At 57.3% G+C, this 17,835-nt stretch carries 15 protein-coding genes and 1 pseudogene; 8 read left to right on the top strand and 8 right to left on the bottom strand.

From position 1 onward, the window contains the following. Positions 1–388: 388 nt before the first annotated feature. A pseudogene (locus OYW20_RS26095) lies at positions 389–769 on the top strand (methyl-accepting chemotaxis protein); the annotation flags it as partial. A 136-nt stretch (positions 770–905) separates the two neighbouring features. On the opposite strand, the gene OYW20_RS05545 reads toward OYW20_RS26095, so the two are convergent. The 8 genes from OYW20_RS05545 to OYW20_RS05510 form a co-directional block, all read right to left on the bottom strand. Next, the gene (locus OYW20_RS05545) at positions 906–1,568 is read right to left on the bottom strand and encodes a DUF799 domain-containing protein (RefSeq protein WP_268799722.1); all 663 of its coding nucleotides are present in this window, start codon (positions 1,566–1,568) and stop codon (positions 906–908) included. Beyond that, positions 1,565–1,936: a DUF4810 domain-containing protein gene (locus OYW20_RS05540; RefSeq protein WP_268799721.1), complete on the bottom strand. Its 372-nt coding sequence runs from the start codon at positions 1,934–1,936 to the stop codon at positions 1,565–1,567. The genes OYW20_RS05545 and OYW20_RS05540 overlap by 4 nt, the downstream gene beginning before the upstream one ends. 24 nt (positions 1,937–1,960) lie before the next feature. Next, positions 1,961–2,644 (bottom strand): CsgG/HfaB family protein, encoded by a 684-nt coding sequence (locus OYW20_RS05535; RefSeq protein ID WP_408005468.1) that lies wholly within the window; start codon positions 2,642–2,644, stop codon positions 1,961–1,963. A 342-nt stretch (positions 2,645–2,986) separates the two neighbouring features. Next, positions 2,987–3,436, bottom strand: coding sequence for a molybdopterin synthase catalytic subunit MoaE (gene moaE / locus OYW20_RS05530; RefSeq protein ID WP_268799719.1), 450 nt, complete (start codon positions 3,434–3,436; stop codon positions 2,987–2,989). Positions 3,437–3,438: 2 nt separating this feature from the next. Further along, complete coding sequence (locus tag OYW20_RS05525) at positions 3,439–3,684, bottom strand: MoaD/ThiS family protein (RefSeq protein WP_268801051.1); 246 nt, start codon at positions 3,682–3,684, stop codon at positions 3,439–3,441. 2 nt (positions 3,685–3,686) lie between these two features. Next, positions 3,687–4,172, bottom strand: coding sequence for a cyclic pyranopterin monophosphate synthase MoaC (gene moaC, locus OYW20_RS05520; protein WP_268799718.1), 486 nt, complete (start codon positions 4,170–4,172; stop codon positions 3,687–3,689). Positions 4,173–4,323: 151 nt separating this feature from the next. Next, positions 4,324–5,718, bottom strand: coding sequence for a PhoH family protein (locus OYW20_RS05515; protein ID WP_268799717.1), 1,395 nt, complete (start codon positions 5,716–5,718; stop codon positions 4,324–4,326). A 332-nt stretch (positions 5,719–6,050) separates the two neighbouring features. Next, positions 6,051–7,307: a polysaccharide deacetylase family protein gene (locus OYW20_RS05510; RefSeq protein ID WP_268799716.1), complete on the bottom strand. Its 1,257-nt coding sequence runs from the start codon at positions 7,305–7,307 to the stop codon at positions 6,051–6,053. A 181-nt stretch (positions 7,308–7,488) separates the two neighbouring features. Here OYW20_RS05510 and yaaA point away from each other — a divergent pair, with 181 nt between their 5' ends. The 7 genes from yaaA (at position 7,489) to algG (ending at position 17,823) form a co-directional block, all read left to right on the top strand. Continuing rightward, positions 7,489–8,268, top strand: coding sequence for a peroxide stress protein YaaA (gene yaaA / locus OYW20_RS05505; protein ID WP_268799715.1), 780 nt, complete (start codon positions 7,489–7,491; stop codon positions 8,266–8,268). An 819-nt stretch (positions 8,269–9,087) separates the two neighbouring features. Then, positions 9,088–10,404 (top strand): nucleotide sugar dehydrogenase, encoded by a 1,317-nt coding sequence (locus OYW20_RS05500; protein ID WP_268799714.1) that lies wholly within the window; start codon positions 9,088–9,090, stop codon positions 10,402–10,404. Positions 10,405–10,532: 128 nt separating this feature from the next. Beyond that, positions 10,533–12,014: a mannuronan synthase gene (gene alg8, locus OYW20_RS05495; protein WP_268799713.1), complete on the top strand. Its 1,482-nt coding sequence runs from the start codon at positions 10,533–10,535 to the stop codon at positions 12,012–12,014. A gap of 54 nt (positions 12,015–12,068) precedes the next feature. After that, positions 12,069–13,238: a PilZ domain-containing protein gene (locus OYW20_RS05490; RefSeq protein WP_268799712.1), complete on the top strand. Its 1,170-nt coding sequence runs from the start codon at positions 12,069–12,071 to the stop codon at positions 13,236–13,238. Between the two features lie 2 nt (positions 13,239–13,240). Further along, the gene (gene algK / locus OYW20_RS05485; RefSeq protein WP_268799711.1) at positions 13,241–14,653 is read left to right on the top strand and encodes an alginate biosynthesis TPR repeat lipoprotein AlgK; all 1,413 of its coding nucleotides are present in this window, start codon (positions 13,241–13,243) and stop codon (positions 14,651–14,653) included. 2 nt (positions 14,654–14,655) lie between these two features. Beyond that, positions 14,656–16,161 (top strand): alginate export family protein, encoded by a 1,506-nt coding sequence (locus OYW20_RS05480; protein ID WP_268801050.1) that lies wholly within the window; start codon positions 14,656–14,658, stop codon positions 16,159–16,161. Between the two features lie 27 nt (positions 16,162–16,188). Then, the gene (algG, locus tag OYW20_RS05475; RefSeq protein WP_268799710.1) at positions 16,189–17,823 is read left to right on the top strand and encodes a mannuronan 5-epimerase AlgG; all 1,635 of its coding nucleotides are present in this window, start codon (positions 16,189–16,191) and stop codon (positions 17,821–17,823) included. Positions 17,824–17,835 lie beyond the last annotated feature (12 nt).

Genomic DNA, 17,835 nt, shown 5'->3' with positions numbered 1-17,835 from the left:
CAACTTCATCGCCTACTACGGTGAGTTCAAGGCGTTTTTCCTGCGCAGACAGATCAAGAAACTTGCCGGACTCAACCATGTGGTGGTCAAGCAGATCGAGCAGTTCAAGGTGCGCAACTTCAACTCGGCAATCGACACAAAAGGCCTGGACGAACACATCAAACCGGTCTTTTCCGGGCTGTCTGATTTGGGCGAGGTCCTGCATCAGGCACACGCTGATCAAGCTGATATTTCAACTCAGTTGCAACGTTACTCCGGCGAACTGCATGTCTCGATGGACGAACTGGGTGGCACCATCGACCAGCAAGGGGGCGTGATCGGCAAAGCCAGTGCAACGGTCAATGCGCTGGCAGGGCAAGCCGATGACGTGGTGCTGAGTTCTCGGGAGCTGGCGCAGTCGAGCCTGCGCATTCAGTCAATCGTGCAAATGATCCAGCAGATTGCCGGGCAGACCAACTTGCTTGCGCTCAATGCCGCCATTGAAGCGGCGCGTGCAGGAGAGATGGGCAGAGGCTTTGCCGTGGTAGCAGACGAGGTGCGCAAACTCGCGGAGAAAACCACACAAAACGCCACCGAAATCGGCTCAGACATCGACCGTTTAAGCATCGAAATCCGCAAAGTGGCTGAACACATCGAACACCAGTCGACCGAAGTGGGCACGCTTACCGGCCTGTTGGCAGAGCTGGAAGGGTCAAGCCAGCAGACCGCAGGCACCGCGCAGCGCACTCGCCAAGTCGCCGATACGCTGATAGGCCTCACCCATCGTTGAAACATGCATTTAACTGTGTAGGAGCGAACTTGCTCGCGAAGCGTTTTAGCGGCGTGCCTGACAAGCCGCCTCGCCAACAAGTTGGATCCTACAGCGTGAGGCACTCACTTCCAGACGCTTTGTTGGGAAGACGCTTTCAGTCGGTACCGTACTTGGGCGAGCGTGGTCCGTACAGCAGACCTGCCGGGTGACCCGCAGACAACAGACGACCACTGGTGATACCGGCGATAGGGTGGGCAGCGTCGGTTGAGCTGTTAACGATCTGTTTAACAGCAGCAGTGATCAACATACCGACCAAACCGCCACCACTGTTATTGCCGCCCTCATCACTGGAGGCACTGGCCGTACCTGTCCACAGCGTAGTGCCGGTGCGCAGGTCAACGAGTTTGGCGGTGGCCGTCACCAGAGTCTGGCTGGTGATAACCATGTAAGTAGTGCCGTACTGCGTCACCTTGACGTACAAGGCCGAATCAGCGCCGAAGATCTCACGCAACTTGGCCGGCGATGTTTCCTGAATATCCGTGGCGTTGGTCAGACCGTTCTGCTTGAACGTCTCATCGACCAGTCCAACCGGCAGTACGTAATAGCCCGCCTCCGCCAGCGGGTACTTCACCTGAGAATAAAGGCTGTAGGTGGCCTTGACGTCAGGAGACTCGTTGACCGGCGGCATCACCAGAATAGAACGCGGTTTGCTTTCCTTGAACGCCGAATAGTCGACATTGGCTTTCGGTGCGACGCAGCCACCCAGAACGATTGCAGCCAGAAGACCGGCCGCCAGTTTCAAATAACGTGCGCTCATTTGGAGGCGACTCCTGTCTTGACGTTTCTAAGCAGAAAATCCATGTACGTTGCAGACTCTGGAAACAGCGCCTTCTCGGTACGCAGTTCCTGAACCATCTGATCATCTTTGCCCAGGCCGCCATACAGCATGCCCAGTTGCGCGTGATAACCCGGTGGCGGATTGCCGTTGGTCGAGCGGATTTTCTGCAAGTCTTCTTCCAGCTTGGCGACCTGCATCTCCTTGGACTCGCCCTTGAAGTATTCGTACACCTCAGGCTGATAGCTGCCCCACTGATACAAAGTCTTGGGCTGCTGCGCACAGCCACTCAACCACAAGCTTGCCGCTACGGCTGCGATAACACGCAACCCCATCACTTTCTTAGCCATGATGCTTACACTTCCTTGTATGAATCAGTTAACTGCTGGTTTCCAGGCGCCGCTATCGATCGCACGCACCATGTTGTTTACCGCTTCACGCATTGCCAGGTCCAAGACCTTGCCATTGAGCGTCGAGTCGTAGCTGGCAGTGCCGCCGAAGCCGATGATTTCGCGATTCGACAGTTGGTATTCGCCAGCACCCTGCGTGGAATAAACCACTTCGGAGGTGCTGATATTGACGATGTTCAGCGCGACCTTGGCGTAAGCAATTTGCTGTTTGCCACGACCCAGCAAACCAAACAATTGCTGATCGCCGACTTCTTTACGGCCAAACTCAGTCACGTCGCCGGTGACGACAAAGTCAGCGCCCTTGATGTGCTGAGCCTTGTTCTTGAACGCGGCTTCCTGGCCGATCTCAGCCATGTTGTCGCGGTCCATCACACTGAAGCGATTGGTCTGCTGCATGTGCGTGATCAGAATGGTCTTGGCCTGGCCACCGAGACGATCAACGCCGTCTGAGAAAATGCCGCGCATGTAGCTGGAGCGGTTATCGAATTTGCCCACAGCAATCGGCGTACGAACGCCGGAATAAGCGATACCCGCGGTTTCGACCTTCTCCACCGGCATTGAACGCGAACTCTCCGTTGCACAGCCGCTGACCAACGCCAGCGTTGCGGCCGCTATCCCTGAAACCAAAACCTTGTGCAGTGTGTTCACACTTATCTCCATGTTGTCGAAATCTGTAGCGTCACCCGCAGTCAATGAACACTTGTGTGCTCTCTGCGCGGGCGGTTGCATCGCTGTATCGGCAATGTTCACCGTTGCCGTAACACTCAATTGAATTTTTGGTTCAACACTCAAGCGGCCAGAACAAGCGCAGTGGCAAGCAAAGGTGATGAGATTTAATGATGGATGACGCGAACGGACCTGAAGGCTTGCGAGGTGCCTTAAACAGATGCTCGGAAAACGTTCTCACTCCTTGAGAGATATCATTTCGATATCACTTTTGCGGCATGCTAGTCCGCCGTTTTCCTGACGTCAACTATTTGAGCAATCGCGTTACTTCCAGCGCTCGGCCGCGGCATGATCGCTATCGCGCCCTTCTACCCAGCGCGGCCCCTCTGAAGTGCTTTCCTTCTTCCAGAACGGGGCGCGGGTTTTCAGGTAGTCCATGACAAAGTCACAGGCCTCGAAAGCCGCCTGGCGGTGGGCGCTGGCCACACCGACAAACACGATAGGCTCGCCCGGTTCCAGCGCGCCCACCCGATGCAGCACCTCAAGCTTGAGCAAAGGCCACCGCTGCTGCGCTTGCTCGACGATCTTGCCCAGTGCCTTTTCGGTCATGCCCGGATAGTGCTCGAGGAACATACCCGCCACTTCGCGCCCCTCATTGAAGTCACGCACGTAACCCACAAAGCTCACCACCGCGCCGACGCCTACATTGGCGGCGTGCATTGCGTTGACTTCGACGCCTGGGTCAAACGCTGTGGCCTGAACTCGAATGCCCATGTTCAACCCCCAGTGACGGTCGGGAAAAACGCAACTTCATCCCCAGGCTGAACGGGCTCGTCCAGCTGGCACAGCTCCTGATTACGCGCGCACATGATGTTTTGCTCGCCCAAAACATCCCACACGCCACCCCGCTGCAGTAAATGCTGGCGCACTGCGTCGACAGTTGCAAAAGAGCCTTCCAGACGCTCACTTTCGGTGCCGAGGGTTTCGCGAAAACGTGCAAAGAACTGCACTTGAACATGAATGGTCACTGGGCAAGCTCCTGCTCATCGGCAACGAAGTGGCCACTTTTGCCGCCCAGCTTCTCCAGCAGACGCACCTGCTCAATGACCATGCCGCGATCAACCGCTTTGCACATGTCGTAGATCGTCAGCGCAGCAACGCTGGCAGCGGTCAATGCCTCCATTTCAACGCCGGTCTGACCCGAAAGCTTGCAGCGCGCGATGATCTGTACGGTGTCTTCACCTTCAGCGCTCAGCTCGACCTTTACACCGGTCAGCATCAGCGGGTGGCACAGGGGGATGAGGTCACTGGTTTTCTTTGCCGCCTGAATGCCGGCGATACGCGCCACAGCGAACACATCCCCTTTGGGATGACCACCCGAGACGATCATTTTCAAGGTTTCGGGGAGCATGCGAACACGCGCTTGTGCCACGGCTTCACGGAACGTCACGGCTTTTTCGGTGACGTCGACCATATTGGCGCGACCTTGGGAATCGAGATGAGTCAGCACAACAGTACTCCTGAGCAGGAGCGGGGATTGTAGGTAGCTGGAGCTGCAAGCTGCAAGCAAGCTACAAGCAAAAGCAAAAGCAAAAAGCCAGGGAACGACTCACTCGCCCCTGGCTTGTAGCTAACAGCTTGAAGCTTGAAGCTGGCTTTACCTACAAATGACTCTCCGCATACTCGGCCAGGATCGAGCGTGGCACCCCTTGCAGGGTGATATGCACGCCGTTGGGGAAATCCTTGAAACGCTCCGTCAGGTAAGTCAGCCCCGAGCTGGTGGCCGACAGGTAAGGGGTATCGATCTGCGCCAGGTTACCCAGGCAGACCACCTTGGAACCGGCGCCGGCACGGGTGATGATGGTTTTCATCTGGTGCGGCGTCAGATTCTGACACTCGTCGATCAGGATCAGGCTTTGCTGGAAACTGCGGCCTCGGATGTAGTTGAGGGATTTGAACTGCAACGGCACTTTGCTGAGGATGTAATCGACGCTGCCATGGGTGTTTTCGTCGTCCATGTGCAGTGCTTCAAGGTTATCGGTGATGGCGCCCAGCCACGGCTCCATTTTTTCTGCTTCGGTACCGGGCAAAAATCCGATCTCCTGGTCCAGCCCTTGCACACTGCGCGTTGCGATGATGCGGCGATAACGCTTGGTGACCATGGTCTGCTCGATCGCAGCAGCCAGGGCCAGAATGGTTTTACCAGAGCCTGCTGCACCGGAAAGGTTGACCAGATGAATGTCCGGATCCAGCAGCGCGAACAGTGCCAGACCTTGATAAATATCCCGCGGCTTCAGACCCCACGCTTCCTGGTGCATCAATGGCTCCTGATGCATGTCCAGAATCAACAACTCGTCCGCCTTGACGCCTTTGACCCAGCCGACAAAACCTTGCTCATCAATGATGAATTCATTCATGTGCATCGGCGGCAGGCTTTCGCTCAATTGCACACGGTGCCAGGTGCGGCCACGTTCCTGGCGGGTTTCGACCTTGCTGACACGATCCCAGAACGAGCCGGTCATATTCTGATAGCCACGGGACAACAGGGAAACGTCGTCCACCAGTTGGTCGGTACTGTAGTCCTCCGCCGCAATCCCGCAGGCACGGGCCTTGAGGCGCATGTTGATGTCTTTGGTAACGAGCACGATGCGCAAGTCCGCTTTGCGGGCGTGCAGGTCAATCAATTGGTTGATGATGATGTTGTCGTTCAGATGCTCGGGCAGAAGGCTGTTGGGCTCTTCACGCCTGCTCATCATGATCGACAGATAACCTTTGAGAACGCCGGTACCTCGATCTATCGGTACGCCTTGTTCGACCTCCTCCGGGGTTGCTTCACCCAGTGTCTTGTCGATCAACCGGATAGCCTGGCGGCATTCTGCTGCGACCGAATGTTTGCCCGCCTTTAGCTTGTCCAGTTCTTCGAGGACCGTCATGGGGATGGCGACATGGTGTTCTTCAAAATTCAGCAGAGCGTTTGGATCGTGAATCAGAACGTTGGTATCGAGCACGTAGAGGATTGGCTGGTTAGAGGAAGGGGTGCGTCCGTGGTCATCCATACTCGCTCACCTTATTAGTAGCCAGATAACGCAGTACACGAGGGTGCTGCGCTAAGAAAGGCCGCCGAGGCTCTCTTCTTCAGGCAGAAGAGAAATGCGCAAAGTGGGGTCTGGGTGACGCCACCTGTGTTGCAGGGTTCGGCGGTCTGTTGTCGTAATACCGCAAAACCGATGACATAAAAACGCGTTTTACAGGTTTTTAATGTTTATTTTTCAGCATGACAAATACCCCTTGGCGCAGGGGGTTTACGCGTTTACAGTCGGAAGTCCGGTCGACGGGAATTGCTCGAAAAATCCACCGATTGCTCCTACCGATCTCCCCTGCTTATCAGTCACTCCCCCCCTTGTTTTTCGGGCTCCACAGCCTTATCCGTGCTGTCCTGCACACCCTCCTGGACTGGCTCATCGGTTTGTTCGTCCTGCTCGTCTTCTTCTGCGGGCGAAATGTCGGATTCGTCTGACAGCTGCTGCGGATAAATATGGCAGTCCTCCCAAATGACGCCTGACTGCGCTGTGTTCGCCATCAGCCATGGCACGGCCTGTTGCGCCAGCTTTTGAGCGTCGTGGAAGACCACCGTCCCTTTGCGCCACAGCAGCATCAGCGTCAAGACACGCTGGGACGTCTGCTCGGCATCCAGCTGCCCGCTGCTGTCTTGGGAGTCGATATTCCACAACGCCACACGCAGGTGCTGGTCTCGGAAAAAACCGGCGCTGTCGGCACGGCGATGACCGTAAGGTGGACGAAACAAGGGAACGAAATTATCCGGCAGCACCTGCTGCACCAACGCCGCGCTGCGCATGATGGAATCCTGCCAGTCCACCCAGTGCGCGTGCGAGCGGTACTCCCAGCCCTGCACACCCACGCACTGCTGTTTATATAGCGTCTGTAACGCTGTGGCTGACGTGGCGTCGATCCGGGCTTGCAAGGTTTTGCCGAGAACATAAAAGGTAGCGTTGATGTTTTGCTGCCGCATGAAGTCTGCCAGCCAGTCGGTGGCGCCATCGGCAACCGAGGGGCCACTGTCGAAGTTGAGCAGGAACGTGCGGTCAGGCATTTCCTCACCGCTCAGCTCATCGGAGTTATAGCGTTCAACTTCGCTGCTGGTGGTCGGAAACAGCGCCCCCATTCGCAGCAGCTCGTTCAGGTAACGCTGATTGAACGCCGCAGCAGGGGCCGCCCACCTGGCATAGAAGGAGTCATCGGCGACTTTGAACTCAGCCGCCCGCTGACGCAGCATTGGCAGATCGTCGACCAGCACGCAGAACGACGCGTCTGCTTCACAGCTTTTCTGGGCGAACTGATAATTGTCGAAAAGACGTGACCACAAGCGCGTACGGATCACGTTGATCGACGCCAGATTGATCTGACGCAAACCCAGACGCGCTGCCAGTTGCCCTTCTTCAAGCTGCTCGCTCTCAAGCAACTGATGGGCAAAACCGAGGATCTGCGCACGCGAAGCGACGTCGAACAACTCGGGCGTCACCAAAGCCTCTGGCCAGACGCTGCGGTCCAGGGTGGAGACGTCCATGGGCGCTGCCTGGGCAGTGAGCCCAACGAGACAAGCTGCGATCAATAAGACTCTGCGCAAAACGAAGGCTCCCCACCCTTGAAATCGACCTTTGAACCAAGCGGCGCACTATAGCGGATTTGAAGGGCTCGCCTGACTGCTGATCCTGTAACGCCGGACACCGATGCCCCTATTACCACCATAGCTGGAGTCACCTGCTTACAACCTCTAGAATCGCCGCACGATTAAAGGAGACGACCGCATGCTAATGGTGATTTCCCCAGCCAAGACCCTCGATTTCGAAACCCCGCCGACCACTGAACGCTTCACGCAGCCGCAATATCTGGATCACTCCCAAGAGCTGATCGCTCAACTCCGGGAACTGACGCCGTCTCAGATCGGTGAACTGATGCACCTCTCCGACAAGCTGTCAGGCTTGAACGCCGCACGTTTCGGCAGCTGGACCCCGGCATTCACGCCTGACAATGCCAAGCAGGCACTGCTGGCGTTTAAGGGTGATGTCTATACCGGCCTTCAAGCCGAGACGTTGTCGGAAGCTGACCTCGATTACGCGCAGCATCATCTGCGCATGCTGTCCGGCCTTTATGGTCTGTTGCGCCCGCTTGACCTGATGCAACCCTATCGACTGGAAATGGGTACAAAGCTCGCAAACGCTCGAGGCAAGGACTTGTACGCGTTCTGGGGCACCCGCATCAGCGAATGGCTCAATGAAGCGTTGGCAGAACAAGGCGACGACGTGCTGCTGAACCTTGCCTCCAACGAGTATTTCTCTGCCGTGAAACGCTCGGTGCTGAACGCCCGGGTCATCAATACAGAATTTCGCGACCTGAAAAACGGCCAGTACAAGATCATCAGCTTCTATGCCAAGAAGGCCCGCGGCATGATGAGCCGCTTCGTTATCACAGAACGCATCAAGCACCCGGACGCACTAAAACAGTTCGGCGTGCACGGCTATCGGTACAACCAGGATCAATCCACACCCACCAACTTCGTTTTTTTGAGAGATGACCCTGACCAATGACCGATTCAAGTCGCGCGAGTACCTCTCTCGCGCGACTCACTTCCATATAAAAATTCTAACGCAACATCTTTTTTTGACGACTTATTGGCGCCAATAATAAGGCGCACAGTCCTCCGGCCTGACTTTCTCAAAAAATTAACACTAAATTTTAATGCTGGCACATTGGGTTTTTTTCACTGATGGCAGAATTACATATAAGAGGCGCATCCCCTTTATAACTAGGGGCCAAACAGAAAGTGCCTGCACCCTCCGACTACCTCAACTTTCTTCCAGAGTTCCCAGATTCTAAAAAAGAGGACGAGTGGCCAGGAACTTATTTAGAATTATCGCGTTCCTACATCCCGTAACAATTCTCACCCCCTGCGTAAGCCATCTCTTACATGGAATCGGGACGAATCTGGAAGAAGTTGTCTGACAATGTTAGGCCGATCGGTCAAGTGGTACGTACAGGGAGATAACGCACCAGATTAGTTGAAGTACTTCAGGCAAGCACCGTATCGGAGCCTGAGCCAACCACGGGCAAGACAGACTGGCTGACTGAGGGCGAAACCCTTGATCCAGAGGCGCGGCAGGCGGCTCGACATCGACACAGGAGTGCTATGTCACATCCCAGACCGGGAACCCATATAACTATTTACGGGCTACTCGGCGTCCGTATTCTGTAGCATTTGAGCCAGCCTCCCGCTTGTAAGGTACTCATACTTAAATTCTGCCTGCATCCGTCTAACAACATTAATCTGTTGCGTGAGCGGGTGCTTGAAAGTTGATAACTGTATTTATATTCGGCCAACTAATGGCGTAAAAATCGAGGAGATTACGATGCATATCAGCATCTTTGGTTTGGGCTATGTCGGTGCAGTATGTGCTGGTTGCCTCTCTGCGCGCGGTCATGATGTTGTTGGTGTGGATATTTCCAGCGCCAAGATCGACCTGATCAATCAGGGCAAGTCTCCAATCGTGGAACCAGGGCTCGGCGAGCTTCTCGAGAAGGGAATCAAGACCGGCAAACTGCGCGGTACCACTGACTTCTCAGAAGCCATTCGTTCTACCGATCTCTCGATGATCTGCGTCGGCACGCCAAGCAAGAAGAACGGTGACCTGGAACTCGATTTCATCGAATCGGTGTGCCGTGAAATCGGCTTTGTCCTGCGTGATAAAACCTCCCGTCACACCATCGTAGTGCGCAGCACGGTCCTGCCGGGCACTGTTGCCAAAGTGGTTATCCCGATCCTCGAAGATTGCTCCGGCAAGAAAGCCGGCATCGATTTCGGCGTTGCAGTGAATCCTGAGTTCCTGCGTGAAAGCACCGCGATCGCAGACTACGATCATCCGCCAATGACCGTGATCGGCGAGTTCGACAAAGCCTCCGGCGACGTTCTTCAGTCGCTGTACGAAGAACTGGACGCACCGATCATCCGCAAGGACATCGCCGTTGCCGAAATGATCAAGTACACCTGCAACGTGTGGCACGCGACCAAGGTCACGTTCGCCAACGAAATCGGCAACATTGCCAAGGCAGTCGGTGTGGACGGTCGCGAAGTGATGGAAGTCGTCTGCCAGGACAAGACGCTCAACCTGTCGCAGTACTACATGCGCCCTGGTTTCGCGTTTGGCGGTTCCTGCCTGCCGAAAGACGTTCGCGCCCTCACCTACCGTGCCAGCTCGCTCGACGTCGAGGCGCCGCTGCTCAACTCGCTGATGCGCAGCAACGTATCGCAGGTACAGAACGCGTTCGACATCGTCGCCGCCCACGACTCGCGCAAAGTGGCACTGCTGGGCCTGAGCTTCAAAGCCGGGACCGACGATCTGCGTGAGAGCCCACTGGTCGAGCTGGCAGAAATGCTGATCGGCAAGGGTTTCGAACTGAGCATCTACGACAAAAACGTTGAGTACGCTCGTGTTCACGGTGCGAACAAGGAATACATCGAGTCGAAGATCCCTCACGTCTCGTCCTTGCTCAACTCGGACTTCGACGCAGTGATCGAAAACTCCGACGTGATCATCCTGGGCAACCGCGATGAGCGCTTCCGTGCACTCGCCAACAAGACGCCTGCCGGTAAACGCGTCATCGATCTGGTCGGTTTCATGGCAAACGCCACCGAAGCGAACGGTCAAACCGAAGGTATTTGCTGGTAAGGCAGCCGCAAGCTTCAAGCCACAAGCTGCAAGTTCCAAGCCTCAGGTCTCACCCTCAAGCACATCGTCTTGAGCTTGAGACCTGCAGCTTGCGGCTTGAGTTTGCAACTGACTCAGGGATGCACACTATGCAAAGTCTCAAGCACGGCCTGCTCCAGGCCGCCGGCTGGCTGTTTTATCTGAGTTTGCTGGCCGCCATCGCATTGGCTTTGCCTGCAAGCATCTTCGATTCGCAATCGAAGGACTTCATTTTCCTGATCGGGATCGTCGGTATCTGGCGTTACTCGATGGGCGCAACGCACTTTGTGCGGGGCATGATATTTCTGTACATCGTTTACCCGCACCTGCGTCGCAAAGTACGCAAGCTGGGTAAGTCGGCTGATCCCTCCCATGTGTTTCTCATGGTCACCAGTTTTCGTATCGACGCGCTAACCACCGCGCAGGTGTACAGCTCCGTGATCCGCGAGGCCATCGAGTGTGGCTTCCCCACCACCGTGGTGTGCTCGCTGGTAGAAATGTCGGACGAGCTGCTGGTCAAGGCGCTGTGGGCCAAGCACAACCCGCCTGACCACGTGAAGCTGGATTTCGTGCGCATCGCAGGAACCGGCAAACGTGACGGGCTGGCCTTCGGCTTTCGGGCGATATCGCGGCACATGCCCGACGACCGCGCAGTAGTTGCAGTTGTCGATGGCGACACCGTGCTCAGCGAAGGCGTCGTACGCAAAACGGTTCCGTGGTTCCAGCTGTTCGGCAATGTCGGCGGCCTGACCACCAACGAGTTCTGCGAAGTACGCGGCGGCTACATCATGGCCGAATGGCACAAGCTGCGTTTTGCCCAGCGCCACATCAACATGTGCTCCATGGCCCTGTCCAAGCGCGTGCTGACCATGACTGGCCGCATGTCAGTGTTTCGCGCAACCGTTGTTACCGACCCGGCTTTCATCGCCGACGTTGAAAGCGATTCGCTGCAGCACTGGCGCCTGGGCCGTTTCAAGTTCCTGACCGGCGACGACAAGTCCAGCTGGTTCAGCCTGATGCGCCTTGGCTACGACACCTTCTATGTACCGGACGCGGCAATCAACACGGTTGAGCATCCACCTGAAAAGAGCTTTTTGAAGGCCAGCCGCAAACTGATGTATCGCTGGTATGGCAACAACCTGCGCCAGAACTCTCGAGCTCTGGGCCTGGGCGTCAATCGTCTCGGTGTGTTTACCAGCATCGTGCTGTTCGACCAGCGCGTGTCGATGTGGACCTCGATCCTGGGCCTGACCGTCGCGATGATCGCGGCCTTCAAATATGGCTTCGCCTTTCTGCTGGTTTATCTGCTGTGGATCGGTATCACCCGCCTGATTCTCACACTGTTGCTGTCGCTGAGCGGGCACTCCATCGGACCGGCTTATCCGGTGATTCTTTATTACAACCAGATCGTCGGCGCGCTGATGAAGATTTACGTCTTCTTCCGCCTTGACCGCCAGTCCTGGACTCGACAGGACACAAAGCTCAGCCGCGACATGGCCAGTTTCCAGGGTTGGTTCAACACCTGGTCGTCTCGGACCATGACGTTTTCGGCTGGCAGCATCTTCGTTGCCGTGCTGCTGACAATGGTCTGACACGGTCATTTGACCGAACCAATGGATCAATTCGATTAATCAGGAACTCTCGCCATGAACACAGCCATGAATGCCAACGTCGTACACGAATCCGAAGCCCAGCGTCAGCACGCCCGTGTCCGGATTCCAGCCAAACTGCGCCTGCTGGGCAATGACAAAACCCCTGTCGATGCCAAGGTCGATGACCTTTCTGCGGGCGGTCTGGCCTTCAGTGTCGGCCAGCACAAACTGACCGTTGGCCAGGTGTACAAAGGTCGCCTGCAATTCGTCATCGACAACCTGGGTCTGGCGATGGACGTCGAGATTCAGGTGCGCTCGTTCGACAGCGCCACCGGTCGCGTTGGCGCGCAGTTCCAGAACCTCGATACACAAGACATCTCGACCCTGCGCCACCTGATCACCTCGCACCTGAGCGGGGAAGTCGTCAGCATGGGCGAAGTGCTCGCCACGTTGCAGCGCGACAACTTCACCAAAGCACGCAAAGTGAAAGACGGCGGCAGCGGCATGAGCGCCTTTGGTCGCTTGCGCGCAGTCACCTTCAGCGCCGGTATTTTCATCGTGGGCCTGGCGGCGTTCGGTTTTGTGTTCAAGTCGGTGTACGGCATGTACTTCGTGAGCCACTCCACCGCAGGGCTTGTCAGCGTCCCGACCATGGACGTGACCATGCCACGCGAAGGCACCGTGACCAGCCTGGTTGGCGCGGACGGTGGCGTCGCCAAGGGTGCTCCGCTGGCGTCGTTCACCACCAACATGCTGGAAATGCTCAAGGGCAACCTCGACCCTGATGAAATGCAGCCGGCCAAGATCGAAGAACTGTTCGGTCGCCAGATGGCAGGCACCCTCACCAGCCCTTGCGACTGCGTAGTTGGCAAGCAACTGGTCGCAGACGGTCAGTACGCCGCCAAGGGCCAGGTGATCTTCCAGCTGACGCCACGCAACGTCGCCGCCAATGTCGATGCCCGCTTCACGTATCGCCAGTTCGCCGATGTCCAGCCTGGCGCCCGCGTCAACTTCCAGGTCGCCGGCGAGCCAGGCACCCACGGCGGTCAGATTGTCAGCGCCGCCAGCCTGAACCCGGTGGATCTGTCTTCAGACATTCGCGTCCAGATCAAACCTGATGACTCCATCAGCAGCAGCCTTGCAGGTCGCCCTGTTGAAGTGGTGAGCGACCGAGGCCCGTCCTTGAACTGGCTGATCGACAAAGCCACGGCCGCAGGTCTCTAAACATGGCTAGCCCACTACGAAGCTTGTCAGCCCCTACGTTATTGAGCCTGGCGATCGCCATCGGCATCGGCGGCTGCGTCGGTCTGCCCGATCAACGCCTGGCCAATGAAGCCCTGAAGCGCGGAGACACCGCGGTCGCAGAGCAAAACTATCGGCAACTGGCGGACCTGGGTTATAGCGATGCACAGGTTGGTCTGGCTGACATTCAGGTTGGCACGCGCGACCCTGAACTGATCAAGCAGGCCGAGGCCACTTATCGCGCTGCCGCTGCGACTTCCCCGCGCGCGCAATCGCGTCTGGGCAAGCTGCTGGCTGTCAAGCCGAACGCCACCGAAGCCGAGCAGCACGAGGCTGAAGGTCTGTTGAAACAAGCCTTTGCCAACGGCGAACAGGGCGTGTTGATTCCGCTGGCCATGCTTTATCTGCAATACCCGCACAGCTTCCCGAGCGTCAATGCGCAACAGAAGATCAGTCAGTGGCGCGCCGAAGGTTATCCTGAAGCGGGCCTGGCTCAAGTACTGCTTTATCGCACTCAAGGCACTTACGACCAGCATTTGGCGGAAGTGGAAAGCATCTGCAAACAGGCGCTCAACACCACCGACATCTGCTATGTCGAGCTGGCGACCGTCTACCAGAAGCAAGGCGCGGCGGACAAGCAGGCAGATTTGCTGGACCAGTTGCAAAAGGGTTATTCAGTCGGTGCCGTGACCGCACAGCGCGTGGACAGCATGGCGCGTGTGCTGTCCGACGCGACGCTGGGCAAGCCTGACGAGAAAACCTCGCAGCAATTGCTCGAGAAAGTCGCACCGGTCTATCCCGCTTCATGGGTGAGCCTGGCGCAACTGCTCTACGACTACCCGGAACTGGGTGACGTCGACAAGATGATGGAATACCTGGACAACGGCCGTGCAGCCGACCAACCCCGCGCAGAACTGTTGCTGGGCCGCCTGTATTACGAAGGCAAAATGGTGCTCCCTGACGCCCATAAAGCTGAAGAGCATCTGCAAAAAGCCGCTGCCACCCAACTGTCCGCCCACTATTACCTGGGGCAGCTTTATCGCCGTGGCTATCTGGGCAACCCGGACCCGCAAAAAGCCGTCGACCAATTGCTGACCGCTGCGCGCGGTGGGCAGAACAGCGCCGACTTCGCGATTGCGCAGCTGTTCTCCCAAGGCAAGGGCATCAAGCCAGACCCTGTAAACGCATGGGTGTTTGGTCAATTGGCGCTGGCCCAGGGCACACCTGAGGCCACCGACCTGGCGCAACAACTCAACGATCAATTGCCGTCGGAGCAACGTGCCACCGCGCAACGCCTGCTCCAACAAGAGCAGCAGGTGCGCGGCGCGAGCGCTCGGAACGCGTTGGCCATGCAAGCCCTGCAACCCGAAAAAGACGGCGAGGACGCACCCCTATGAAGCTGAAACTGAAACCCTTGATGGCCGCTGGCCTGGGCTTGGGTTTTTCCCTGATCTGGGCAACTCCGACGCTCGCCGCCCTCACCGAAGACAAGAACTTCGGCATTGAAGTGAAGCTCACCGGCCAGGCGGAAGATGATCGCGACCTCGGTACCCGTGAGGGCGGCGACGTCAACGGCATCGGCCTGGACGTTCGCCCGTGGATGTATGGCCAGTGGGGCGCCTGGAGCGGTTACGCGATGGGCCAGGTGGTCACGGCCACCGACACCATCCAGACCGACCCCCTGCAACAGGAACAGACCGACAGCAGCGGCCAGAGCACTCAGCGCGCTCGCAGCACTGCCAGCAGCCGCAAGGTCTCTGACAGCTACGCAGCACTGCGCGAGTTCTGGGTCGGCTACAGCGGCTTCACGCCCTACCCTGGTGAAGCTTTGAAGTTCGGTCGTCAGCGCCTGCGCAATGACGATGGCCAATGGCACGACGTCAACATCGAAGCGCTGGACTGGAAATTCGACACCACGCTGCTGAAGGCTGAAGTCGGCGCCGCGCAGCGTTTCAGCGAATACCGCACCGACCTGACCGAGCTTGATCCGCAGGACAAAGATCGCCAGCACCTCTATGGCGACGTCAGCTACCAGTGGACGCCGGGGCATTGGGCGGGCATTCGCGGGCATTACAGCCACGACGACGGCAGCCTCAAAAACCAGGGCGAAGTGCTGGACGATCTGGACAAGACTTCGACCGGTGATCTGACCTGGCTGGGCCTTGAAGCCAACAGCGACGCCTACAACTATCGCAACACTAACCCCATCAATTACTGGGGGAGCGTGACCTGGCTCAACGGCAACCGCGATCGTATCGGCGCTGCCTACGCCGCCACCACCGATCAGTATCTGGCCGGCGCCAAGGACAAGAGCAACGTAAACGGCTGGGCCAGTGATCTGGGCCTGCGGTTCCGTCTTGATCCGATGTGGCAGGTCGGCGGCGCTTATTCACGCGCCAGCAAAAACTATGAGCAGAACGGCCTGGAGAGTAATCGCTCCAACTGGACCGGTACTCGCTCGCGGGTTCATCGCTTCGGTGAAGCCTTCCAGGGCGAAATGGCCAACGTGGAATCCGGCTCCCTGTTCGCCTCCTGGCAACTGCGCGACGAGTACGACGCGTCGCTGATCTACCACAAGTTTCGCCGGGTCGATGGCCACTCCGGCATCGGCGGCGCAGGCGTGAATCCGGCTCGCGACAACGTCGATGCCAACGGTATCAGCACTGGCAACTTCGACTCTCTGCCGCTGGAAGACGGGCGCAAGGATCTGGGTCAGGAAATGGATCTGGTCGTCACCAAGTACTTCAAGCAGGGTCTGCTGCCCGCCTCCGTCAGCCAGTCGTTCGATGAGCCATCGGCGCTGGTGCGTCTGCGCGCAGGCGTGTTCAAGCCAGGCGATGCGTATCACAACGGTGTGGACGAATACATGCACCGTGCCATCGTCGACGTCATCTGGCGCTTCTGATGCAAGCCGCGAAGGGAGTGCGATGAGATGAATAGTCAACCAAGCAGTCTGCGTCAACGGGCATGGGCGTACGCCCTGCTCGAAAGCGCAGTGTTGAGCAGCGCCTTGCTGCTGGCGAGCACTGCTGCCATAGCCAACAGCGTGCCGTCAGCACCTGCGGCTGCAGCCACCAAAGAGGCCGGCAAACCTGTCGTGGTCAAAGGCCTGCAGCAAGCCAAGAACTACACCATCAGCAGCCCGCCAAGCGAGCCACTGATGATGGACAAGCCCACGCTGCCGGACCTGTCGGGTTACACCGCACAGGCGGTAGAGAAGAAGATCGTGCGCAGCAAAGCGGGCAAGGTATCGATCAAGCGCATGATGCAGGAAGACTCGCTCAAGGAATTCATCGGCGGCGACAACAAGATGGCCGAGTGGGTGGCGCGTCAGCACGGCATCCCTCAAGCCATCTTCATCGACGACGGCTACATGAACCTTCGTGATCTTGCCAAAAAGGTGCCTAACCAGTACCTGAGCGAAACATCACCGGGCGTATTCGTGGCACGCCTGCCAATTGTGGTGGGCAAAAAAGGCATTCTGGAAGTCGACAAAAAGACCCAGGAACTGCGCCTGTCCCAAGAGGCCGGTGCGTTCATCGTCAACGACAACCTGCTGTTCATAACAGACACCAAAGTGACCGGCTGGAGCGAAAAAGCCAACGGTCCGTCGACCTACAAGGCAGCCAAGGAGTTTCGTCCGTTCCTGCTTTCGTGGGGCGGCACCCAGACCTACATCGTCAATACCAAGGTGGCGAGTCTGGGTTACAGCAACAGCAAGTCGTACGGGATCAGCATTTCCCAGTACACGCCCAACATGAAAGCGGCGATGAACCGCCCGGACCCGACCGGCTGGATCATCAACTCCGAATTCTCTGACATGTGGTACGGCTTCTATTGCTACGAAACCCGTGACTTCGTTGTCAAGGGCAGCACCTACCGCGACAACATCGTCTACGGCATCGACCCGCACGACCGTTCATACGGCCTGATCATCGCCGAGAACTCGGTCTACGGGACCAGGAAGAAGCACGGCATCATCATTTCCCGTGAGGTGAACGACAGTTTCATCTTCAACAACAAGAGCTACGACAACCACTTGTCAGGCGTCGTGCTGGACCGTAACAGCGTGAACAATCTGGTGGCCTACAACGAGATTTACCGCAACCACGCAGACGGCATCACGTTGTACGAAAGCGGTGACAACCTGATCTGGGGCAACCACGTATTCGCCAACAAACGCCACGGCATCCGGGTGCGTAACAGCGTGAACATCAAGCTGTACGAGAACTTGTCCATGGGCAACGGCCTGATGGGCGTGTACGGCCACATCAAGGACCTCGGCGACACCGACCGCGATATCAAGCTCGATCCGTTCGACGCCGAAGTGTCGTTGATCATGGTCGGCGGCAACCTGGCCTCCAACGGTTCCGGCCCGCTGTTCATCGATTCGCCGCTCAGCGTCGAGCTGTACAAGGTGGCGATGCTGTCGCCGACCAAGGCCAGCGGCATCACGTTCAACGGGGTGCTGGGTGATCGTCAGGATGAGATTCTCGACCTGCTGGTGCGCCAACAAAAAGCCGTATTGATCGACCCGGTCGAACGTCAGACAGACTTGCGGGACTGAGGAAGGTATTTT

This window comes from Pseudomonas sp. BSw22131 (genome assembly GCF_026810445.1).
In the GTDB taxonomy this organism is placed as follows: Bacteria; Pseudomonadota; Gammaproteobacteria; order Pseudomonadales; family Pseudomonadaceae; genus Aquipseudomonas; species Aquipseudomonas huanghezhanensis.
Note: the sequence above shows the minus strand (reverse complement) of the source record. Positions and strands in the feature narration are given on the sequence as shown.